This window comes from Mycobacterium leprae TN (assembly GCF_000195855.1).
GTDB lineage: Bacteria > Actinomycetota > Actinomycetes > Mycobacteriales > Mycobacteriaceae > Mycobacterium > Mycobacterium leprae.
This window is the reverse complement of record NC_002677.1, coordinates 3011700-3035355: the sequence shown is the minus strand read 5'-3', so window position 1 is coordinate 3035355 and position 23656 is coordinate 3011700. Positions and strand designations below refer to the sequence as shown.

General features: G+C 58.0%; 14 protein-coding genes and 3 pseudogenes. 14 read left to right on the top strand and 3 right to left on the bottom strand.

The genetic code is table 11. From position 1 onward, the window contains the following. Positions 1 to 16: 16 nt before the first annotated feature. Positions 17 to 1696 carry a long-chain-fatty-acid--CoA ligase FadD2 gene (gene fadD2 / locus ML_RS13020; protein WP_041323469.1) on the top strand — a complete coding sequence of 560 codons (1680 nt, stop codon included), beginning with the start codon at positions 17 to 19 and terminating at the stop codon, positions 1694 to 1696. Between the two features lie 1691 nt (positions 1697 to 3387). Here the strand turns inward: fadD2 and ML_RS16970 are convergent. The 3 genes and pseudogenes from ML_RS16970 to ML_RS13015 all read right to left on the bottom strand — a co-directional run. Next, a pseudogene (locus ML_RS16970) lies at positions 3388 to 3848 on the bottom strand (hypothetical protein); the annotation flags it as partial. A gap of 116 nt (positions 3849 to 3964) precedes the next feature. Further along, positions 3965 to 5082 (bottom strand): annotated as a pseudogene (locus ML_RS16965) (alpha/beta hydrolase). A 373-nt stretch (positions 5083 to 5455) separates the two neighbouring features. After that, positions 5456 to 5782, bottom strand: a complete 327-nt coding sequence (locus ML_RS13015; protein WP_049769910.1) for a hypothetical protein — start codon at positions 5780 to 5782, stop codon at positions 5456 to 5458. Between the two features lie 1931 nt (positions 5783 to 7713). Here ML_RS13015 and ML_RS16960 point away from each other — a divergent pair. The 13 genes and pseudogenes from ML_RS16960 to eccD all read left to right on the top strand — a co-directional run bounded on the left by ML_RS16960 (position 7714) and on the right by eccD (position 23646). Continuing rightward, positions 7714 to 8581, top strand: a pseudogene (locus ML_RS16960) (oxygenase MpaB family protein). A gap of 694 nt (positions 8582 to 9275) precedes the next feature. Then, positions 9276 to 9512 carry a class I SAM-dependent methyltransferase gene (locus ML_RS19705; RefSeq protein ID WP_111481108.1) on the top strand — a complete coding sequence of 79 codons (237 nt, stop codon included), beginning with the start codon at positions 9276 to 9278 and terminating at the stop codon, positions 9510 to 9512. Positions 9513 to 9696: 184 nt separating this feature from the next. Next, the gene (locus ML_RS16955) at positions 9697 to 9969 is read left to right on the top strand and encodes a hypothetical protein (protein ID WP_041323460.1); all 273 of its coding nucleotides are present in this window, start codon (positions 9697 to 9699) and stop codon (positions 9967 to 9969) included. Between the two features lie 208 nt (positions 9970 to 10177). Continuing rightward, positions 10178 to 10345 carry a PPE domain-containing protein gene (locus tag ML_RS19930; RefSeq protein WP_145985231.1) on the top strand — a complete coding sequence of 56 codons (168 nt, stop codon included), beginning with the start codon at positions 10178 to 10180 and terminating at the stop codon, positions 10343 to 10345. Positions 10346 to 11407: 1062 nt separating this feature from the next. Continuing rightward, positions 11408 to 13273, top strand: coding sequence for a type VII secretion AAA-ATPase EccA (gene eccA / locus ML_RS13005; protein WP_165443164.1), 1866 nt, complete (start codon positions 11408 to 11410; stop codon positions 13271 to 13273). Continuing rightward, a complete protein-coding gene (gene eccB, locus ML_RS13000) occupies positions 13266 to 14924 on the top strand; it encodes a type VII secretion protein EccB (RefSeq protein WP_010908949.1) in 1659 nt (552 codons plus the stop codon). The genes eccA and eccB overlap by 8 nt, the downstream gene beginning before the upstream one ends. After that, a complete protein-coding gene (locus tag ML_RS12995) occupies positions 14921 to 18910 on the top strand; it encodes a type VII secretion protein EccC (protein WP_010908948.1) in 3990 nt (1329 codons plus the stop codon). Before eccB ends, ML_RS12995 begins: the two co-directional genes overlap by 4 nt. Positions 18911 to 18944: 34 nt before the next feature. Continuing rightward, on the top strand, positions 18945 to 19253 hold the full coding sequence (locus ML_RS12990; RefSeq protein ID WP_010908947.1) for a PE family protein: 309 nt from the start codon (positions 18945 to 18947) through the stop codon (positions 19251 to 19253). A 2-nt stretch (positions 19254 to 19255) separates the two neighbouring features. Next, positions 19256 to 20314, top strand: coding sequence for a PPE family protein (locus tag ML_RS12985; protein WP_049769909.1), 1059 nt, complete (start codon positions 19256 to 19258; stop codon positions 20312 to 20314). A gap of 227 nt (positions 20315 to 20541) precedes the next feature. Then, complete coding sequence (locus ML_RS12980) at positions 20542 to 20838, top strand: WXG100 family type VII secretion target (RefSeq protein ID WP_010908946.1); 297 nt, start codon at positions 20542 to 20544, stop codon at positions 20836 to 20838. Between the two features lie 38 nt (positions 20839 to 20876). Further along, positions 20877 to 21167, top strand: coding sequence for a WXG100 family type VII secretion target (locus ML_RS12975; RefSeq protein WP_010908945.1), 291 nt, complete (start codon positions 20877 to 20879; stop codon positions 21165 to 21167). 10 nt (positions 21168 to 21177) lie between these two features. Then, positions 21178 to 22047: an ESX secretion-associated protein EspG gene (locus ML_RS12970; protein WP_010908944.1), complete on the top strand. Its 870-nt coding sequence runs from the start codon at positions 21178 to 21180 to the stop codon at positions 22045 to 22047. A 141-nt stretch (positions 22048 to 22188) separates the two neighbouring features. Then, positions 22189 to 23646, top strand: coding sequence for a type VII secretion integral membrane protein EccD (gene eccD, locus ML_RS12965; RefSeq protein WP_010908943.1), 1458 nt, complete (start codon positions 22189 to 22191; stop codon positions 23644 to 23646). The last annotated feature ends 10 nt before the right edge of the window (positions 23647 to 23656 follow it).

Below are 23656 nucleotides of genomic sequence, written 5' to 3'. Positions count from 1 at the left end.
ACGATATTGTGTGCTCATGCCTAACATCCCTGGCCTGCCTGGGCAGGCTGTGACCAAGCTTCGGCACTACCTTGAGCGTGGCGCCGCCGAGGTACATTACCTGCGCAGCATCTTCGAATCGGGCGCGCTCGGGTTCGAGCCGCCGCTCACCTACGCCGCAATGGCCGTCGCTATGAGAAAGTGGGGCGATCTCGCCATGCTGCCGGCGATGCCGGCTAGGCGCTCTCCACACCGCGCGGCGCTCATCGACGAAGAGGGGACACTAACCTACAAGGAGTTAGACAGGGCAGCCCACGCGTTGGCCAATGGGCTAATTGCCAAGGGAGTCCGCGGCGGGGACGGCATCGCCATCTTGGCACGCAACCACCGCTGGTTTGTCATCGCGAACTACGGCTGTGCGCGAGTGGGCGCCCGCATTATTTTGCTCAATAGCGAATTCTCTGGCCCGCAAATCAAAGAGGTGTCGGAGCGCGAGGGAGCCAAGGTAATCATCTACGACGACGAGTACACCAAAGTTGTCAGCAAAGCCGAACCGGCACTCGGCAAATTGCGGGCGCTCGGCGTCAACCCAGACGAAGAGGAACCGCCGGGCAGCACCGACGAGACGTTAGCGGAGTTAATCGCGCGCAGTAGCAGCGCGCCAGCCCCGAAGGTACGTAAGCGCGCCTCGATCATCATCCTGACCAGCGGGACGACCGGCACCCCTAAGGGAGCCAACCGCAATACCCCCGCATCGCTTGCGCCACTCGGTGGCATCTTGTCGAAGGTCCCGTTCAGGGCGCACGAGGTGACGTTGCTGCCGGCGCCGATGTTCCACGCTCTGGGGTATCTGCACGCCACGCTTGCGATGTTCCTGGGGTCGACGCTGGTGCTGCGGCGCCGGTTCAAGCCGGCGACAGTGCTCGAAGACATCGAAAAACACCAGGCAACAGCCATGGTTGTGGTGCCGGTCATGCTGTCGCGGATCCTCGACACGCTCGAGAACTTGGAGACCAAGTCCGATTTGTCCAGCTTGCGTGTCGTGTTCGTATCTGGATCGCAACTGGGTGCCGAACTAGCCACACGCGCGCTCGAGGAACTCGGCCCCGTCATCTACAACATGTACGGTTCGACCGAGATCGCGTTTGCCACGATAGCAGGACCCAAGGACCTGCAAATCAACTCGGCGACAGTTGGTCCGGTAGTTAAGGGCGTCAAGGTTAAGATCCTTGACGATAGCGGCAAAGAAGTGCCGCGAGGCCAGGTTGGTCGGATCTTCGTAGGGAACGCCTTCCCATTCGAGGGTTACACTGGCGGCGGTGGCAAGCAGATTATCGATGGCCTGTTATCGTCGGGCGACGTCGGCTACTTCGATGAGCATGACTTGCTGTATATCAGTGGCCGTGACGATGAGATGATCGTTTCCGGCGGCGAGAACGTGTTCCCTGCCGAAGTCGAGGATCTGATCAGCGGGCATCCTGAAGTGGTGGAGGCCACCGCGATCGGTGTTGACGACAAGGAGTGGGGCGCTCGGCTGCGTGCATTCGTGGTAAAGAAGCAGGACGCCACTATTGACGAGGACGCGATCAAAGCCTACGTTCGCGATCACTTGGCCCGCTACAAGGTGCCGCGAGAAGTGATCTTCCTCGAAGAGCTACCGCGTAACCCCACCGGCAAGGTCCTCAAGCGCGAACTCCGCGATTTCGAGGTTCATTAAAATAGCCAATCTCGGGGGTTGATCCTCCACTACGGTTACCGTCGGGCCTGAGTGGTGTAGCCGGCTTTGGCGGACTGCTCAACCAGGTCGGTCAGAAGTTGCTCGATCAGTGCGGTAAACACTTCTTGTACAGTGATGCGGACGACGCTGAGAGGCGGTCGGCGGCTTGTTTGTTGCCAGATAGTCGAGGGCTCAGTGTATCGCGAGTGCGAGGTCAACGTTTGTCGTGTTCGTTGTTCTCGTGTTGATTGAATGGTCGCTTGTTCGCGTTCTCAAAAATGACGACAGCTGTGTCGGTCTTGTCCTCTCCGGGTCTGGATAACGGGGCTATCCTCGGGTGCGCACGGAACCCTCTGACGTTGTTTTTGTTGGCCGGGTACGGACATCATTGCGACGACCTCCTCGGGGGTGCAAGTCAGTAGATCTGGGTATCAGTATGTGTTTTGTTGAACATTCTCCCTATCGATATTATCGTTACCGGAATTTTTGAGGTGCAGGCACCGGGGGCCTCCTATGCCTCGCGAGCGCCTTGATCGCCGAAGCGAAAGTCGCTGCTGTTGTATGTGAACAAAGCCCACTTATTTAAAACTTGCTACACCTTGATGGGAATATGGTGTTCCTAGAGCAGTAGGGAATTTTATTCGATCCCAATCAGGAAAGGATATTAAATATACACAAGGCTTATTGACCTAGCCCCGTGAACCGGTAAACAGCTTGATGACTGCTAAGATCAAAATCTTCCTCTAGTCAATATCTTTAGGAATTCCGTCTACTACTAGTGCGTAGACGGTTTCATTAGTACATGGTATTACCTAAGTAATAGGGATGACTATCAAGTATATATCAAGGATAGTTTATAAGAGTTCTCTTCGTGTAGATTTTGCATAAAATAGTAACATAATTCTTTTACTTTCGCATTTTCTTCACCTTGTGGAAGGAGAGTTAGCAATTGTTGATTTTACTGCATTTCGTCCGTAAGGCTGCGGCTGGTGCGCTGGGCACAGGGGGTGACCGGAAAGAAAGCTGTTCGGTGCTGCTCCGACTCAGACTGTCGAGGAGCCTACCGTCGCATCAGCAGACATCGTTGCCTAGAGTGTGCTTGCCGCGAATCTGGCTGACCGGCAGAACGGCATTGCCGTAGGCCGTGTCTACTCAATGGACTGGGGTGGGATACCGACGGATTAGTGGGGGCCTGGATGGCATGGGAAGCACCAACAAAACATTATTGGGTCATTGCCAACACTGGGATATGTCTTGGCTGAACGCGGTTGCCCCTGCTGAGGGGCTGGAGGCTTTTGGCCGCTTCGGTGCGGCAAAAACCTTCAGCGCCCGAACGTCGTTACGGGTCGTGCGGCAACCTTAACAGCCGTTCGGCGTTTGTACCTCCGATCGACGAAATGATCCACGCCGCGATGCCAAGAGGCGGCTGCTTAACCTGTTCGGCGGTGAACTCATGGGTAATGATGACTTACTCCACCTGGCCTGGTGGCTTGGGTATACACGGCAACACCCACCCGCCTTCGGCGATAGCGACTTTGCGTGGCATCGCATCGAGCGAGGCTCCCTCGGCGCGGATCTCAGCGCTGGAACCAACTCTATATTTTAGCTATTTTGGCTAGCTTCGTCGGTCGCGAGAGCGGGGTTGTACACCCCGGCGGTGGCCTGGTCGGAGTCAACGATCATCTAGCATGCTCTGCGCATGTGTGTTTGATGTCCTGGAACTGGCCAATCGGTTTGCCGAACTGCTTGCGGATCTCTTGGCGAACGTTGATGCTGCGGGGTCGGTTGCCCAGAGCGCCACTCCGACGGCCTAGGCGGCCAGCAGAGCTAGATACCGACTGTGAGGTCCGGGGGCCCCTTCGTCATCCCGAGATTCAGCGCGCTGGAGATCGCTTACGGCACGATCGGCCCAGTAGCCGAATTCGGTCAGGACGATGGCCTGCCGAAACTTTGACTGCCAACGGATTCGGCCAGATGCACTCCCTGAAGCCCCTTGTTCAGCCGCAGTTTGCCAGTATGGCGGCGTGTTCACACGTTTTCCAGGAGAATACCCTATCGTCTTGTACAGCAGCTCGGATGGTGCTACACGCGCTAACAGGGAGCGCATCGAATCGACAAGTTTTTGATGCTCAGGAGTAATAGCGAATGGCATTGGTCGTCTTTCCCATGTCTGCGGGGCTTGTTTTGGCTGAGCACTTTCCAAGCTAACAGTTGGTCGTTTGGTTGACCAACGACATTATGGATTGGCCAGTGGCTCGGCGAGAACTCTCACTGCCATTGCTTGTTGATCCAGTTGGCAATGGTGTCGTCCTGCTCGCTGCGCGTGCCTGGGTTGGTAAATGTAGTGGTTGGTATTGATCGAGTATTGCGTCTTAATCAGTATTCACGTGCGTCGTGGGTGCGCTGTGCGTCAAACGGCCAAACTCTTGCATCTGCCTTGGTGTTGATCACCAAGGCCGGTCGGGTTATGCGGGCCCGGTGTGGCTCGGCCCGGGCTTGAGGCCATCCACAGGGTACCCAATTAAGCCAATTGCGTAGTGTGCAGATAGCAGCGATGCCATACGCGGAGCGGTTTGCTTTCCCCGGGATGTCCGCGTAACACAGGTTGGGTGCACACTTGGTCGACTTAATGCTGGGGTCGACCATTCGTAGGTCGGCCCAAGTGCGTATCGCAGCGAGCGGCAAATCGGAAAACCCGGCTGGGCGAACGCGTTTGATCTCCGGCTGGGCCCAGTTGGTGATGGCATGGTGTCGCTTGGTCTGCGCCAAGCAGTAGCAAGTGGCAAAATCCTGACGCGCACTGCGGGCCGCTTTGCGAACTGTACAGATCCAGGTTGGGATCGGTGGTGACCGAGTCGCCTTAGTCGCCGCCGCCAGCATACATCCAGGCGTCCTGGATACACGGTGGTGGCAACATAGCCATAGGTAACGAGCAACTTTATCAGTTCGGCTGCCTACCTTCTAGCGGAATGACGTTCTGGTCTACCGCTTGCTGCTGGTAGGTGGGCATAAAGTAGCCCATGCCTCAATTGCCTAGCAGTACAACGGTTTCTACGTTATGAGCTTCTAGCAGCCAGCGTACCTCGACCCTGAGGTCAACTAATGTGTGATCGAACAGCAAGGTGCTTTCAAAACCCCGGAACCTGGTATTCCAGCCAGGAAATCCGATGCTGTGGGTGGCCTATATACTACTACCTAATATAGTGCTTAAATGAAGTTGCTGTCGTCTTGGGTGGTGGCCTTATTGTTACCTTCAGCTTACGTTCCGCCGCGAGGCAGTACAGCCCTTGGAACGGGTGCCCGCTGGAGTCGGTGCGCCCAGCGGTTGGTCCCGGCAGCCCGATAAACTCGCGGATAACTCCCGGCGATCGGGCCTCAGTGCCCACCGTCTGCGTTTTTGCTGCCGTAGCTGGTTCGGTAGTAGATGTTGGCGAGGCTCTTGATGCAGGTTGATCGTCATCGAGTGCCTCCGCGCTGACACGGGTCCCGTTGCGCTGGACATAGCAAGATAGTTACGGCGATTAGCTGGGCTCATCGTCGGGGCAGTAGCCCCCAGCTTGGGCGTGTCTGAACCTTCTCGGCGATAAAAAGATCGAGATAGCGTACATCCCTAGTCAATACTAGGCGAAGTTGTCGCTGATTATTTCCAGAGGAGACATACCGGTCAGCTCGACGAGCCGAGTGCGACCAAGACAAATATGCTCGTGAATTGCATTAGCGTAACATGCACGGCCGCGGTTGGAGAAGGGCTATGCAGGGTTACCGAAAGCGCCCATTCGTTGGCTTCAACCTGGACAGCGTAGGTCCCTCCGACGGATTATCGTCTGCCTTTGGCAGTCGTAGCAATTGTAAAAGGATACCGCTGTAAAAGGATACCGCGGAACGGCCCGCTTCAGCAGCGATGTCAGCGATGGTCGCCGCGAGGATGCTTTTGCCCGCGATGACGGTTGGGGCGGCGGCGTCGATCGTCGTTTGTGTCCACCGGTCCCAATGCGCGGGGTACCCGAGCTGGACTGGCAATCGGATTCCGTCGAGGTTGACACCTAGCGCCTCATTTCTCGCGCGCGGTGCTTGCGTTTCATGCACAGTGAGTCCCTAGAGCAAAGCCGAATCTGATGCTAGGTCCAGATTTGGAACCTGGCTGGGGCTGGGTTTCTGGGTCCGTCGGGGATTGAGGGAGCTAACGGTGATCAAGCTGTACAGCACCAACAGCGAATTCTAGCTCGACTGGATCAAGCATGTCGTGCGCAGATGTGTTCGGACATGGCCCGCAGTAGACTTCTACAGCAACATCCTAGGCATGCTACTGATCAAGTAGCTAGATCTGCCCGGAGGGTCAGGGCCAGCATTTCTTCTTCAGCGTCGTCATCGGTAATTGCGTGGGGTTTTTCGAGTTCGTCGGTCTACCGCCCTCCCCGGGTGTCGGGCATCTCGTGCCGGATGCCGATTCTGAGTGTTGGTGGTATTACCACCGTGGTGAGCACGATGAGTTATCTCGCGTTTCACGGTGCCTGCTGGGGAGTGCGGACGCCTACCGGAAACGGCTTAAGGACAAAGCGTGTCAATGGGCCCGATATTAACCTGCAACCAGAACGAGACACAGGTTTCCGTGACAGTGCATCCAGGGGTGTACGTGTGGTCGTTCTACTGCCAGGCCCGCAATGGCATTACGCCGGACTTCTATTTATTGCTAGACAAAGCAGTTCAGTATACATGATACATAGGCTGTACTAAAGAAAGCTGTACTAAAGAAGGCTGTTGGCTGGCGGATTGACATGCTGGCTTAGAGCTCATGATGACTCGATCGTTTTTTGGTCGATATGCGGATCACGGCGTTGTTTACCGAGCAGCAGCGCGAGCTGATTTCTCGACTGATGCAGCCGCTGAGCGAGCCAGTGGATCCGATGGCCTTCAGCCGGATGCGGCGTATCCGACTGAGTTTGATGGTCAACCGGTGCGATTGCATCAATCTCTTGGATTGTGTGTCTTGCAATGACACTGCCGCGAAACCATGTTGCCCATAACTCGCCCGCTACCTGTGTGGTACTCAAACATCCTGTTGGCCTAGTTGGCCACCGCTGTACTCGGATACCTTCACCGCTAGCTGCTGCTTGCCGCGTCTACCTCCGGGGTGTTGCTGGTATGCGACGCCGGGTTCGATCTCATGATCGCCGAACCCAATGACGTCTGGTTGTCGGTGATCACGCCCTGCTGGTTAAAGGTGACGTTGGCGATCCTACGATCACGTGTGCGCAGCGTATCATGCGACTCACCCTGCCGCTCTGATGCTTGCTGGAGCCTCAGTTCTCACTATGGTTGGTGCCCCCATTAGTCTGAGGCAAGGATGGTACAGAGGTTTGGGTCAGCGAGCCCGTCGAGCAGCGAAGTGAGTTGAGTGCATGGACAACATGCTGACCGGAAAACAGGGCAAAAAGTGCGCTGGATTCGGTCAGTTTACGCGCGGTTACTGGGTTGGCCAGTTGCGTGATGGACACTAGATGTCTGATTCGTGCGACCACATGTCGGTTCGCACAATGTTGGCCATCCCCCCGCGAGTCTGTTGGTACGCTGGCGTCGTGGCCTGAGTGGTGGCGGGCCATCCAATCGGAAAACATCTCTGGCAAGTCTGTATTTGTTTCAGTGAGACTTTCGTAGTAGTAGAAGTAACGTACCGCCCAGGCTGCCTTGGTGACAGACACTACCGTACGGTTAGCGCGGAAAAGTCCTTGTGGTTGGCCTCAGCAGATCCAGGCCAGAGGCCAGTAGTCGGTAACGTCGTACGGCCACACGCTGTGCGGTCTGCACGCCGCGGTACGGCCGCACGCTGGCCACCTCCGGTCACCTGGGGATAGATCGGTCACTGACTCCTTCTTGACACCAGCGTAAAGACGGAAACACTATCAGGAAACGAACGTGCGCCCCGGAGAGCCCTCCATCGCAGTTATTAACCGGGCTTCTCCTGAACTCGGTGGGCATGTAGGGAGTGCAATAACAGCTCCTCTCCTCCTGCCGTTGGCCTGGCGCCGGCCAGCGATGGGGGCCTCGGTACGTACTGCGGTTTATGGGGGTTGGCGCTACTGGTCGGTCCGGCCAACGTGATCATGCTATTAAGTTCGCTACCCGGCGTCGGCTACGGTGTGGTGGAGAACTCTAGGGGACGCTTGGACCTGCATTCGATCAAGCGGGCTAGCACCCATATTCACCTACCTCGCCGTGGACACCGCCGGCAACGTTGCCCAGAGAGCGATCTTCCACCGCGAGGTGAACCGCATGCCCGCGCAGGTGTATTTGACAGCCCACAGCTCGGTGCAGTACAACCCGTGCGATGCCGACCTGCAGCTGTAGGTGGGGGCGTGTTTCTAACAAGGGCGTGGTCGATATCTATCGCATCTTCATCGGTGAGCGAAGCGACGAGTATGCCGACTGTCCACTAACCGAGAGGGCATGGCGTTGGCGACCCTGTTGCAGGTGTCGTCCGACATGTGGCCACCGGACTGAGCGGCCTTAGGTCGATACTGGCAGGAGCCACTGGCCAAAATGTACATTGGCTACGCCGTCTGTGACCTAATCTGTATCCGATCGCCGCGGCCCACATATAAGCTATCAAGGACATTGCTTTGCAACGCCCAGGGTAGCGGTTATCGGAGAACATTGCGTTGCTAATTACCGACCGGATTTTTGCTGCAGCGATTCCTCGATTAGAGGCGGTTGCCGTAGGGTGCCATCAAAGAACGGCGGTTCGACCGGTTGATGGCTGTATTGTGCCCAGCGAACCGGCTCATGCCGCGATTTGTCCGACAGTTTCCCTGCAACTTGTTACTATGGGATCGTGACAGGCGGCTCAGGATGGGGCTTCTGCTGGGCTGCTTAGTTAGCTACATGTAGCATGTTATTAAACAGCCAGATGAGCAGATCCGCCTGATTAAGTCGCCGCTTGCCTACGCTGTTCTTTTGCTGTGTTTCAGCGCCCGATAACTCCGTTGAACTCGTGGTCGGTTTAGGCGAAGTTGTTACTCACGGTTAGCAGTGATTGGTGACTCAATGGCTCAGCCGCATAGCTTTATAGTTCCCGAAGTTACGTAGTTAAATTCTGTGGTATGGTGGACCTTGCTGTATTGCAAGAAGGGCCATTGCGCGGCGGCCGTATGGTCATAGGTGAAAGGTTTGACACCAAGTTGATGTTCGCGCTGTGCAGGAGGTCCGAGGTCGTGCTTCCCACAGGCCTGTGGCGTCCTGGTAGGACGGATCAGACATTCAGCAACAGGTTTTGGTGCCGACATGACCGGGCTATGAGCACCGGCCAGCGCTGCTCCCCCAACCTGCACGATATGGGGTTGCTCATTTTGAATCACGGGTCATGATCATGCTGGTGTCGATGGTAATCGCACCGGGCTCAAACTCCCGTTGTTAGGTCGTAGCCAAGAATTTCCTCGCGCTTGCGTTTGGTGCTGGGGTTTGGATGCGGCCGGCGAGGGTTCTACGGACGCTGCAGCCGGGTATTCGGCTTCGAGCTGCTTTGACCAATCCGGCATTGAGGGCGCAAAAACCTGACTCGCTGGTCGTAGACTCTAATACGTAGGTGTTTTGTTGTGCCTCCCGGCTGGCATGGCCTGATGGGACGACAATTTTCGAGGTGGGACCTTACACAGGTCCTCGACTTAAAGTGCTGAGGTGCCCACTGGGTGCCCAATCGTGTACCGACTGTCATGCAATCACGATAGATCTGCGTAATAACTGGCCACGGGTTTTGCAGGGCAGTGTATTTGACTTAGCATCGACGTCACTGTGGCAGCGACTCGCTTGCAGGGCTGGATAGCTATGTCGCCGTCGAGGATGGCGCACCACTCGACTCGGACGAATTTGAAGCCAAAATCGAAGAAGAACGCGCCGCGGCAGCCGGCTGCGACCAGGGCGTGTTTTTTCAGTTGGTCTACAACTAGCAGTGTGCGCTGGCCATCAAATCGTTTGGCGAACGAGGCTGGACTGCCTGCGGTAAGTCATTGTCCTACTTAGTTACGCCAGCCCAGCTGGTCCCCGGACCCGAAACCGAAGTTGGATCGCTGATCGCCCGCAAAATTGAGGTCAGTACTGCCAAGAGGCGCTCGCCGGGTTCGTTACCTGGTGTGAAAGTCGTCGAGAGAATCGTGGCTCTAGGAGGTAATTCTTGTGAGCTTAGCACCGACTACTACCTGCGTGGTGGTGTGGTTGCTGATAATGACCGTTCCGGTGTCGCTGGCTATGCCAGCGTAGATCCATTGAACCCTATTGAGTAGCTGTTTGAGTAGCTGTTCCGAATCAGCACCTCGGCTGTTGGCGTTCGCTGAGTTCTGCATTTACTTCGGCGGCAGACTAGCTCAATTGTGATCGTGGCGTTGGCGTGGCTGTGTCGGCGGGAAGGTTTCAATCGCCGAGCAATATGCGGCTGTTGTACATGGCCTGTAAGTGGCATGGCTGACGCGGGCTAGCATCAACAGAGCAGGGATGGTGGTATTGTATGAAGGCCGTTGCCTAATGGTGCTGGTGGCAGTGCCGATCTTGATGGAGGTGGCTGCCAATTATGCGATTCATGCGGTATTGCCGGCTACGAATTTCTTTGGGCTTGACACCATACTTAATCACTCTAATCAGGATGACTACATGAGGATGTAGATCCAGGCGACTGCCACGATGGTCATCTAACCATCAGACGGCCTTTAGCGTGGTGGTGGCATTAGCGCCCACAGACTTATCCGGCGCCGCAAATCGAAAATTCGGTCAGCTCCGACAGCAGTCGTTACAGTGATGGTCAAGACATCGTTGACGATGACATCGTCAACATCATATGAGCTGAGTCGGTAGAGGAATCGATTCCTGGAGGTTCCTGAAACCTTGTGGAGAGATGTACTGGAATTTCCGCAGGATTCCTCCGGTGCGACAGCGCAGTTACAGTCTGATATACTGGGGTTTCGTAGTGGACGAAGCTTATTTAGGCGTTTATCCACGAAATGCAGATACTTGCACTTGATGTGGCGATTGCTAACGTCCAATTATTTGGGGGGAGCTACTGGGGTAACTGGACTCGCTGGGGTTCAGCTATCCTGGTCCCGGCGGTGGCTGTACTGTATGGTCTTCCGGTGGCTACTAGTTCTGCGGTGCTGAGCGGTGCCCCAGCCGCGGCTGTCGCCCTGTTTACGGGCTGTGTGGCTATGGCGGTGCACCCTGGCGATAGATACCCAGGTTGAGCCAGCCTGGGGTGCACTAACAGCGCTGTGTTTCCCGCTCGCTTGCAGGGGCGGATCGGCCGCCTCGGCGATCGCTTTGGGTTCAGCGGTGGTGCACCTCATGGGTTTTGTCAGCACCATGCCTCGTGATGATGACCAGGTGGCGACGATACTGGCCACGCTGGCTGGTGGATGGATTCGGAGGCCTGCCGGCCGGTACCGCGATGGCGCCCTGCACATGGCAGGCTGAACAACGGCAGCTTGGCAAGGAGGCCCAAGACGCCAACCGGGAAGTTTTTGAATATGATAATCGTATTCAGTAAGGTGCACTGGGTGGCGTCGGCGCTGTGGAAGATAGCCACGCGATAATGAATAAACCCTGGTCAGTGCCACGGAAATCGGAGTTGAGTCGTGAAGCGAGCGGGTCTGAAAAGCTCGACGGTTAGCTTACGCAATGCTAATTTCAGGCAGGTCAGGTTGGGCGATACTAGGTACGGGAGGCAAAGCGGCCGTGAACCGCGGTGACGCCGGCAAGCTTGGCGGGCAGTCTGTCATTGCTCGGGCGCACGTTAAGGTTGATGGCGACGTTGTTAGCCGATTCGCTACCTGTTGTCGCGCCCTCGGCCTTGCGGTCTACGACCGTCAACGTCCGGCCGACCTGGCCGCCGCTCGGTCGGGTTTCACCGCACTTGCCCGCATCGCGCATGATCAGTGTGATGTCTGGATCGGGTTAGCCGCTGCTGGTGACGTGTCCACCCCTGTACTGGCAGCGATTTCGTGTACCGCTGACACCGCGGGCATGCTGCAACGTCAGGTGGAACTGGCCCCCGCCGCGTTGGGCTTTCACTACGACACCGGACTGTACCTGCAGTTTCGAGCCATCGGTCCGGATGATTTCCATCTCGCCTATGCGGCGTCACTAGCGTCAACCGGGGGGCCCGGACCCTATGCCGAGGCCGATCAGATAGTCACCGGTATCATCGACCGCCGGCCAGGTTGGCGGGATGCCCGTTGGGTCGCTGCCGTCATCCACTACCGCGCCGGGCGCTGGTCGGATGTCGTCAAGCTGTTGACTCCGATCGTGAATGACCCTGATATCGACGAGGCTTACACGCACGCCGCCAAGATTGCATTGGGTACCGCGCTGGCCCGGCTGGGTATGTTCGCCCCGGCATTGTCGTATCTGGAGGAGCCAGCGGGCCCGGTCGCGGTGGCGGCTGTCGATGGCGCGTTAGCCAAAGCGCTGGTGCTACGTGCGCACACGGACGAGGAGTCGGCCAGCGAAGTTCTGCAAGATTTGTACGCGGCACATCCGGACAACGAGCAAATTGAGCAGGCCCTGTCCGACACTAGTTTTGGGATCGTTACCACTACCGCGGCCCGGATCGATGCTCGCACCGATCCATGGGATCCCGAGACCGAACCTGGTGTGGAAGATTTCATCGACCCCGCAGCCCACGAACGCAAAGCCGTGCTGCTTCATGAGGCCGAGCGCCAGCTCGCCGAATTCATCGGCCTGGATGAGGTCAAAAACCAGGTGTCACGGCTGAAGAGTTCGGTGGCTATGGAGCTAGTGCGTAAGCAGCGTGGGCTCATGGTAGCGCAACGTGCCCACCACCTCGTCTTTGCTGGCCCACCTGGGACAGGCAAGACCACAATCGCCCGTGTGGTCGCCAAAGTTTATTGTGGCCTAGGCCTTTTGAAGAAAGAGAATATCCGAGAAGTGCATCGCGCCGACCTTATCGGCCAGCACATCGGTGAGACCGAGGCCAAAACCAACGCGGTCATCGACAGTGCACTAGACGGAGTGTTGTTTCTTGACGAAGCCTACGCCCTAGTGGCTACGGGCGCTAAAAACGACTTCGGTTTGGTGGCCATCGACACTTTGCTGGCACGGATGGAGAACGATCGTGACCGGCTAGTCGTGATCATCGCCGGCTACCGCGCCGATCTGGATAAGTTCCTGGACACTAACGAAGGCTTGCGGTCGCGGTTCACCCGTAATATCGATTTTCCTTCATACGCATCGCATGAGTTGGTCGAGATCGCGCACAAGATGGCCGAACAGCGAGACAGCGTCTTCGAGCAGGCTGCGCTCGACGAGTTGGAGGTTCTGTTCGCTAATTTGGCGACATCGTCTACCCCTGACTCCAATGGAATCTCTCGGCGCAGCCTCGACATCGCGGGCAACGGGCGGTTTGTCCGCAACATCGTTGAACGTTCAGAAGAAGAACGTGAATTCCGGTTGGACCATTCGAACAATGTCGGTACTGGTGAGTTAAGTGACGAGGAACTCATGACCGTAACGTCCGAGGATGTACGGAGATCGGTAGAGCCGTTGCTGCGCGGTCTCGGACTTATGGTACCGCATGACTAGTAATGAGCTGCCCGGCGAGTGGTCAGGGGAAAGGCGTTCGTTCTTCTCGCGAACGCCGGTCAACGACAATCCTGACAAGGTGGTCTACCGCCGCGGATTTGTCACCCGTCACCAAGTGACAGGCTGGCGGTTCGTTATGCGCCGGATCGCCTCCGGTATCGCTTTGCACGACACCCGAATGCTTGTCGACCCGTTGCGCACCCAGTCACGTTCGGTGCTGGTGGGCGCACTACTGGTGATTACTGGGCTGATAGGTTGCTTTGTGTTCTCATTCATCCGGCCCAATGGTGCAGCAGGTAACAACGCGGTGCTTGCCGATCGGTCTACCGCCGCACTGTATGTACGGGTGGGCGATGAGCTCCACCCGGTGCTCAACCTGACCTCGGCTAGGCTGATCGTCGGCCGGTCGGTCAACCCCATCACAGTGAAAAGCAGCGAGCTGGACCGGTTTCCGCGCGGCAATCTGATCGGTATTCCAGGAGCACCGGAGAGGATGGTGCAAAACACAACCCATGACGCGAACTGGACGGTGTGTGACGTCGTCAGTGGGGAAGGCGGGCACGCTGCTCACAGCATGGGTGTCACAGTGATCGCCGGTCCGCCGGACAGTCACGGCATGCGGGCCGCCGTGCTGGGGTCCGCGCATGGTGTCTTGGTTGATGCTCCGTCTGAGCGGGGAGGCAGCACCTGGCTGCTGTGGGACGGCAAGCGCAGCGAAATCGACTTGGCTGACCACGCAGTGACCGACGCGCTGGGGTTTGGTGTCGGTTTTGCTGAGGTGCCTGCGCCCAGGCCTATCGGGGCAGGGTTGTTCAACGCGATCCCCGAAGCGCCGCCGCTGAAGGCGCCCGTCATTCCGAATGCTGGTGCCACACCAAGCTTCGGAGTGCGCGCTCCTATCGGGGCGGTGGTGGTGTCCTTTGGTCTGGCGGCACTGGGCAAGAACCCATACGACTCGGTGCGGTATTACGCGGTGTTGCCGGACGGTCTGCAGCCTATCTCGCCGGTGCTTGCCGCGATCCTGCGCAACATCAATTCTTATGGGCTGCAGCAGCCGCCGCGGCTTGGTGCCGACGAGGTCGACAAGTTGCCGGTGTCGCGGATGCTGGACACCGAGCGTTATCCTGAACAGCAGATCAGTCTCATCGACGCTGGCTATGCCCCGGTCAGCTGCGCATATTGGAGCAAACCAGCCGGGGCCGCTACCAGCTTTCTGAGTCTAATGTCCGGCGCGGCGCTGCCAGTGCCTGATGCTGCGCGCGCTGTCGAGCTGGTTAGTGCCCCCTCCCGGGGAGATAGCTCGACGGCCAGTCGGGTTGTGCTGACACCCGGCACCGGCTACTTCGCTCAAACCGTGGGTGTTGGCTCGGCAGCGCCAGCCACCGCGTCATTGTTCTGGGTCTCCGATACCGGGGTGCGCTATGGTATTGACACCGAGGCTGATGCAAGATCGGAAGCTACCGCTGGCCCCGGCAAAATCGTTGAGGCTCTTGGCCTGAAACTACCTGCAGTGCCTATTCCGTGGTCAATATTGTCGCTGTTCGCGGTTGGACCGACGCTGTCGCGTGCCGACGCACTGCTGGAACACGATGGCTTGGCACCCGATACCAGGGCCGGTCGTACGACGACAGCATACGGGGAGCACCGATGAGTCGACTTATCTTCGAAGCTCGTCGGCGGCTACCGCCACCCAGTAGCCGCAAGGGTACCATCCTCATCGAGGCGCCTTCTGAATTGCCTCGTGTGATTCCGCCGTCGCTCCTGCGGCGTGCGATGCCCTACATGATCGTGATCCTGATCGTCGGCATGATCATCGCGATGGTCGCCACCGGGATGCGGATCATCTCCCCCCAGACATTGTTCTTTCCATTCGTGATGTTGTTGGCGGCGACCGCGCTCTATCGCGGCAACGACAACAAGATGAGCACCGAGGAGGTCGACGCCGAACGGGCTGATTACCTGCGATACTTGTCGGTGGTCCGAGACAACATCCGGAACCAGGCCGCTGAGCAGCGCGCGGCCGCACAGTGGTCCCACCCTGAGCCGACGGCGTTGGCAGGCGTGCCCGGATCCCGCCGTCAGTGGGAGCGAGACCCGCATGACTCCGACTTCCTGCTTGTGCGGGTCGGGCGGCGCCAAGTGCCGCTGGACGCCGCGCTGCGGGTCAAAGACACTGCGGACGAGATTGACCTGGAGCCGGTGTCGTATAGCGCATTACGTAGTCTGCTCGATGTCCACCGCATCGTTCGTGACGTGCCGACCGGAATTGATCTGAGCAAAGTTTCGCGGATTACGGTATTTATTGACACTGAGAGCTCCAAGGATGAAGCGCGTGCGGCGTTGCGCGCTTGGATTGCTCAGGCAGTGACCTGGCACGATCCGGCGTTGCTTGGGGTGGCGCTGGCCACTCGCGATCTGGAGAGCAGCGATTGGTCCTGGCTTAAATGGTTGCCACACGTCGACATTCCCGGTCAGCTTGATGGTGTCGGCTCGGCGCGTTACTTATCGACCGACCCCGACGAGCTGGTCTCACTGCTGGGAGCTGCGCTTACCGACCGCCCTGCGTTCACTGGCATGTCGGTTGATGCGCTGCGTCACCTGATGATAGTGATCGATGAACCCGACTACGATTTAAATGCCTCAACTTTGGTGATGGGCCGCGCCGGGGTTACGGTGGTGCATTGCTCTACCACACCGCCGCACCGCGAACAGTATTCGGATCCCGATCAGCCGATACTGCGTATTGTGCGTGGCACCATCGAACGTTGGCAGACCGGAGGCTGGCAGCCCTACATCGACACCGCTGACCGACTTGGCGCCCACGAGGCCGCCCACCTGGCCCGCCAGCTGTCACGGTGGGACTCCAACCCTACACACGCCGGGTTGCGCTCTGCGGCCACCCGCGGCGCCAGCTTCACGACGCTGCTGGGAATCCCGGATGCGTCACGGCTGGATGTGACCACACTGTGGGCTCCTCGACGCCGCGACGACGAGCTACGCATACCGATCGGTGTTACAGGCACCGGCGAGCCGTTGATGTTTGATCTCAAGGACGAAGCCGAGGGCGGTATGGGTCCGCACGGCCTGATGATCGGGATGACAGGATCCGGTAAGTCGCAGACTCTGATGTCGATTCTGTTGTCGCTGTTAACAACTCACTCGGCAGACCGGCTGATCGTGATCTATGCAGATTTCAAGGGTGAGGCTGGTGCCGACAGCTTCCGAAATTTCCCACAGGTTGTCGCGGTGATCTCGAATATGGCTGAGAAGAAGTCGCTGGCCGAAAGGTTCGCTGATACACTTCGCGGTGAGGTGGCCCGTCGGGAGACGCTGTTACGTGAGGCCGGCCGCCGGGTTCAGGGTAGTGCGTTCAACTCGGTGCTCGAATATGAGAACGCAATAGCTGCCGGCGCAGTCGATCTGCCGCCGATTCCAACACTATTTGTGGTTGCAGACGAGTTCACCCTGATGTTGGCCGATCATCCGGAGTACGCGGAGCTGTTCGACTACGTTGCACGCAAGGGCCGCTCGTTCCGGATTCATATCTTATTCGCTTCTCAGACGTTGGACTTCGGCAAAATCAAAGACATCGACAAGAATACTTCATACCGAATTGGGTTGAAGGTGGCCAATGCCAGCGTTTCCCGTCAGATCATCGGTGTGGAGGACGCTTATCACATCGAGTCGGGAAAAGAACACAAGGGCATGGGCTTTTTGGTACCGTCCCCGGGCGCAGCGCCGATTAAGTTCCGCAGCACCTACGTCGACGGTATCTACGAGCCTCCACGATCAACCAAGGTTCGGGTGGTGGAAGTTACTCCAGAACCAAAGCTGTTCACTGCCGGTGTGGTGGAGCCGGATCACCCCATCGTCATCTCCAGTGAAGACGAGGATGAGTCGGTAGCCCCGCCGCGCAAGCTGATAGCGACAATCGGCGAACAGTTGGCGCGCTACGAGCCCCGGGCGCCGAAGCTATGGCTGCCACCGCTTGACGAGTCGATCCAGCTGACTGCGATACTAGCCAGTGCCGAAGTGCCGCAACGGCAGTGGCGCTGGCCGCTCGGCGAGATTGACAAGCCTTTTGAAATGCGTCGTGACCTTTTGATGTTTGATGCTAACTCGTCTGCCGGTAATATGGTGATCCACGGCGGTCCAAAATCCGGAAAATCGACTGCGTTGCAGACATTTATCTTATCAGCAGCGAGTCTGCATTCGCCGCGTGATGTGACGTTCTACTGCTTGGACTATGGTGGAGGACAGTTGCGAGCGATTCAGGATCTGCTGCACATCGGTAGCGTTGCGTCGGCTCTAGAACCCGAACGAATCCGTCGTACCTTTGGTGAGCTTGAGCAGCTGCTGCTATCACGGCAACAGCGGGAGGTATTCCGGGACAAGCGGGCCAGTGGTTCGGCTCCAGATGACTGTTTCGGCGATGTCTTTCTCGTCATCGACAACCTCTACGCTTTCGGGCGCGACAATACGGATCAGTTCAATACCCGTAACCCGTTGCTGGCCAAGGTAACTGAGCTCGTCAATGTCGGACTGGCATACGGAATACATGTGATAATCACTACCTCGAGCTGGCTAGAGGTGCCGCTGGTGATGCGAGACGGGTTCGGTTTGCGATTAGAGCTCAAGCTGCCCGATGCCCGGGACAGCAACGTGCGCGTGGTTGGTGCACTACGTCGCCCGGCCGACGCTGTCCCGCACGATCAGCCTGGTCGCGGGTTGACTATGGCCGCCGAACATTTTTTATTCGCTGCTCCGCAGCTAGACCAGGTTGCCGTGATCAATGCTCGCCACGCCGGTGTGGCTGCGCCACCGGTGCGGTTGCTGCCCGCCAACCTTGCGCCCGATGCTGTTGGTGCACTCTATCGAGGCCCGGAACAAGTTGTAATCGGCCAGCGTGAAGAGGATCTGGCACCGGTTGTTGTTGACTTTGCCAACAATCCATTGTTAATGGTGTTTGGCGACAGTAAATCTGGTAAGACCACGCTGCTGCGCCACATCATCCGCACGATCCGCGAACATTCTTCCCCCGACCAGGTAGCGTTTATTGTGCTGGATCGGCGGCTGCACCTCGTGGACGAGCCACTATTTCCCGACAATGAATACACCGCCAACATCGACAGGATCATCCCGGCGATGCTTGGGCTGGCCAATCTCATCGAAGCGCGCCGGCCACCGGTAGGTTTGTCGGCAGCGGAATTGTCCCGCTGGGCATTTGCGGGCCACATCCATTACTTGCTCATCGACGACGTCGACCAGGTGCCGGATTCACCAGCGATGAGCGGTCCATATATCGGACAGCGGCCGTGGACCAACCTCATCGGGCTGCTTGGTCAGGCCGGTGATTTGGGGCTGCGGGTGATCGTCACAGGGCGTGCCACCGGATCGGGGCACGCGCTGATGACCAACCAACTGCTGCGTCGCTTGAACGACCTGCAGGCAACTACGCTGATGTTAGCGGGCAATCCGGCCGACAGTGGCAAGATCCGGGGCCAGCGATTTAGCCGATTGCCGGCCGGACGGGCGATTCTGCTGAGCGACAGCAATAGCCCGACGTATGTACAGTTGGTCAACCCGTTGGCCGGAGAGTCGGTACCAGAACGGGTCAACGATGGTGGATTCCTCTGATGATTGGTAAAACGCGACAGAAGGAGTGATAGTCATGACATTGCGAGTTGTTCCTGAGAAGCTGGCCGCGACCAGTGAGGCGATGAAGGCGCTGACGGCACGGCTGGAGGCCGCGCATGCTGCCGCGTTTCCATGCCTCGTTGCGGTGGTGCCGCCGGCGGCGGATCCGGTGTCGTTGCAGACCGCCGCCGGGTTCAGTGCTCGTGGTCAAGAGCACGCTCTGGTGGCAGCCCAAGGTGTTGAAGAGCTGGGCCGCGCCGGTATCGGTGTAGGCCAATCCAGTACGCACTATGCAATCAGTGATGCCTTGGCAGCTTCAACTTATGGGATCGTGGAAAGCTGACGATGAGTGCAACTGTCTGGATGACCTCGCCGCCGGCGGTGCATTCGGTTTCGCTAAGCTCTGGCGCCGGGCCGGGACTACTGCTGGCCACGGCCGCCGCATGGAGCAAGCTAAGTACTGCATACAGCCCGTTTGCAGCAGATCCCAATGCGTTCTTAGCAGTATCGGTTCCAGGGTACCCCGCCCAGGCGGCTGTGGGATTGACTACCCAGCATGAAAAAACCGCATCAGCAGTATGCACCAGTGCGGTAGCGGTGATGCCGATGTTAGTTGAATTGGCTGTCAACCGCATCATCCGTGGGGTATTGGTGTCGGCGAAATTTTTTGGGGTCAATGCGATCCCGATCGCGCTCAATGATGCCGACTATCCGCGGATGTGGGTCCAAGCCACTGCCACGATGGCCACCTATCAGGTGGCCATCGTGGCAGTGCTGGCGTCGGCTCCGCGCATCATCTCGGCGTCGGTCGTGCTGAATCCCGGAGTCGGGGAAGTCGTCAGCGCCACAGCCAACGATCCTGTGTCGTGGATCTGGCAGCTTCCCCAAGCACGGTGGAACGCATACATGAACTTGTCTCTATGGATATATCAAGACATCTATGAGTTTTTGAAGAATCTGATTGCCAAAACCGTAGCGATAATTGAAGCATTCTTGACCAATTCGGAAGCTGCGTTGGTGACATACGTTCTGCTGTTGTCTGCGGTCGTCTACCAGTTGTTCTTTAACGCTATAGGCTGGACGACCTGGGCTCTTATCTTGAGTTCGCCATTCACGGTACCGCTGGCTAGCAGTCTGGGCTTATTTGCATCATTGGCTTGGCTGCCCACCCAGATTGCAGTATTTGCAGATCCGGCCGTCGGGGCGGCGCCCCCAGTCGTCGCTGCTGCGGCGGGGCAGTTTATGTGGCTAGCAACGTCCTGGCGATTGGCTGAATATGTGTGTTCTACAGGGTACTTCTGGATGCCAATATCGGAGTTATGTTCGATTGCCACGCAGTGGTGTCCGGCTAGAGTGCTCGGGCGTTCGGATTTGCCGGGACCGTACACAAAGAAGCCTGCCTAGGTGCCCAATGATTAAGCGTGTTGTGGGTTGTCCATGCTAGTTGGCGATGAGTTCGGTGGCGGCTCACAAGTGCTGAGGGTGTTGGATACCTGGGGTCAAGATCCGGGAGATCTTGCCAAGCTCAGCCAAGCCAACACAATGGGTTGGGGAGAGGAGGCTCGGAAAGTTAATAACGCAATTTCACTATGTGTTCGTTAGTAATCGAAATATGAAAGGATATAATTGTTGTGAGTCTTTTGGATGTTCATATCCCACAACTGGTCGCCTCGGAGTCGGCGTTCGCTGCCAAGGCTGCGTTGATGCGCAGCCAGATTAATCAGGCTGAGTGTGAGGCGATCTCGGCTCAGGCGTTTCACCAGGGGGAGAGCTCCGCAGCATTTCAGTCCGCGCATGCTCAGTTTGTCACCGCGGCAGAGAAAATCAACGCTCTGCTCGATATTGCGCAGCAGCATTTGGGTGAGGCAGCAGAGACGTATGTGGCCACCGATGCTACGGCTGCGTCGACTTACACCACCGGGCTGTGATCCGACTACTAGACTAAAAATAACCGAAAGGATTTGTTATGACACAGATTATGTACAACTACCCGGCAATGTTGGACCACGCCGGGAATATGTCAGCCTGCGCCGGCGCTTTGCAGGGGGTGGGCATCGACATCGCTGCCGAGCAAGCTGCGTTGCAAGCTTGCTGGGGGGGCGATACTGGGATTAGTTATCAGGCCTGGCAGGTGCAGTGGAACCAGGCCACGGAAGAGATGGTGCGTGCCTACCATGCAATGGCCAACACTCACCAAAACAACACTTTGGCTATGCTCACCCGCGACCAAGCTGAAGCCGCCAAATGGGGCGGCTAATCGTGCGGTCATGAAGGTCGATCCCAACGCCGTTGAGTTGACGGTCGATCACGCGTGGTTCATTGCGGAAGTCATTGGAGCGGGTAGCTTCCCGTGGGTTCTGGCTATTACCACCCCATATCGCGACGCTGGGGAACGGAGCGCCTTCGTCGAACGTCAGGTGGACGAACTGACACGGATGGGTCTGTTGGTGGCAGAAAACTCCGTCGATCCGACAGTCGCTGATTGGATCAGGGTGGTGTGTTTCCCTGATCGATGGCTCGACCTCCGTTACTTAAGGTCAACGTCGGCCGTTGGCGACAGCGAGCTGCTACGTGGCATGGTTGCGCAGCGCGCTGGCGTCAGTGACAAAACCGTGGTCGCGCTGCGCAGTGCGCAGTTGATCACGTTTACCGCAATGGATATCGATGATCCGCTCAGGCTGGTGCCGATTCTCGGCGCCGGCTTGGCGCAGCGGCCACCGGCGCGCTTTGACGAGTTCAGCATGCCGATGCGGGTCGGCGTTCGGGCCGACGAACGATTGCGGTCCGGCACTTCGTTAGCGGAAGTCGCTGATTACCTGGGTATTCCTAAATCGGCGCAGCCGGTGGTGGAATCGGTGTTCTCCGGTCCTCGGAGCTACGTCGAGATAGTCGCCGGCTGCCGCCGCGACGGGAAGCACGCTACCACCGAGGTCGGGATGAGTATCGTTGACACCACCACGGGCCGAGTGCTGGTCAATCCGTCCCGCGCATTCGACGGCGAGTGGGTGTCCACGTTCAGCCCAGGGACTCCCTTTGCCATCGCTGTCGGAATCGAACAGCTAACAGCCACTTTGCCAGAGGGCCAATGGTTCCCCGGCCAGCGACTGTGTCGAGATTTCTCTGGCCAAACTTCATAGCCAGACTACGACGCGGGCCGCAAGTCCGAGCAGGCGATCGGCGATTCAAAACAGTCGGGTGACACAGCGTAGTAGTAGTGAAAACCATGGCCGTGCAGGCGATGCGGTCGTCATAGATAGAGAGAAAACGATGTACCAAGTATGGTGTACGTCTTTGCAGAAGAATTTTGCGAGGGCCCGGTGACGTCCGGTGCCGTCATGCCGATAGTCCGCGTCGCCATTCTCGCGGACAGCCGGTTGATAGAAATGGCTCTGCCCACCGAATTGCCGTTGCGCGAAATCCTTCCCGCGGTAAAGCGTTTGGTGGTTCCTGCAGCGTCGGATAATGATTCTCCGCTGGCTGCCAACGCGAGTTTGCACCTGAGCCTGGCTCCCATCGGTGGAGCACCATTCAGCCTGGATGCCAGCCTGGACACCGTTGGAGTCGTCGACGGTGATCTGCTCGCATTGCAGCCGGTGCCAGTCGGTCCGGCGGCGCCCGGTATTGTCGAGGATATCGCCGATGCCGCGATGATCTTCTCGACAGCCCGGCTACAGTCGTGGGGCCCGACGCATATTCGACGCGGGGCCCTGGCCGCGACGACCGCTGTGACCTTTGCGGCAACTGGGCTGGGTGTCACCTATCGGGCAGTCACCGGTGCGTTGACCGGATTGCTCGTGGTCATTGTGATCGCGGTGCTCATCGCATTGGGTGGTTTGGTCCTTAGGTCACGTGCGGCGCGCACTGGGTTGGTACTGTCGATCGCAGCGCTGGTACCCATTGGTGCCGTCTTTGCGCTGGCGGTACCCGGCATATTCGGGCCAGCGCAGGTGTTGTTAGCCTCCGCCGGCGTTACCGCGTGGTCGCTAATTGCTCTGATCGTTCCTGGTCCTGAACGCGTGCGGATCGTTGCCTTTTTCACTGCTACTGTGGTGATCGGGGTTGCTGTGATGCTGGAGGCCGGCGCTGCATTGCTCTGGCAGCTAACGCCATTGACCATTGGCTGTGGCTTGATTCTGGCTGCTTTGCTGGTTACTGTCGAGGCGGCTCAGCTCTCCGCATTGTGGGCGCGGTTCCCATTGCCTGTGATCCCGGCACCGGGTGATCCGACCCCGTCGGCGCCGTCGTTTCAGGTGCTTGAGGACTTGCCGCGTCGGGTGCGCATCAGCTCTGCTCATCAGAGCGGTTTTATCGCCGCCGCCACGTTGCTCAGCATGCTAGGCTCGGTGGCGATCGCATTGCGTCCTGAGGCGGTGAGCAGTGTGGGCTGGTACTTGGTAGCCGCAACCGCGGTTGCCGCTACACTGCGTGCCCGGGTGTGGGATTCGGTCGCCTGTAAAGCCTGGTTGCTTGCCCAGCCGTATTTGGTCGCCAGCGTGCTGCTGGGGCTTTACACCGCTACGGGACGTTACGTCGCTGCTTCCGCTGCGCTGCTGGTGCTTGTCGTGGTTGTGTTGGCATGGGCGGTGGTCGCACTCAACCCGCGGATCGCCTCGTCGGATAGCTATTCGCTGCCATTGCGCCGTCTGCTTGGCATGGTCGCCTCCGGTCTTGATGCTTCACTGATCCCCGCCATGGCCTATCTGGTTAGTCTTTTCAGCTGGGTACTCAATCGATGATGCGGTATCG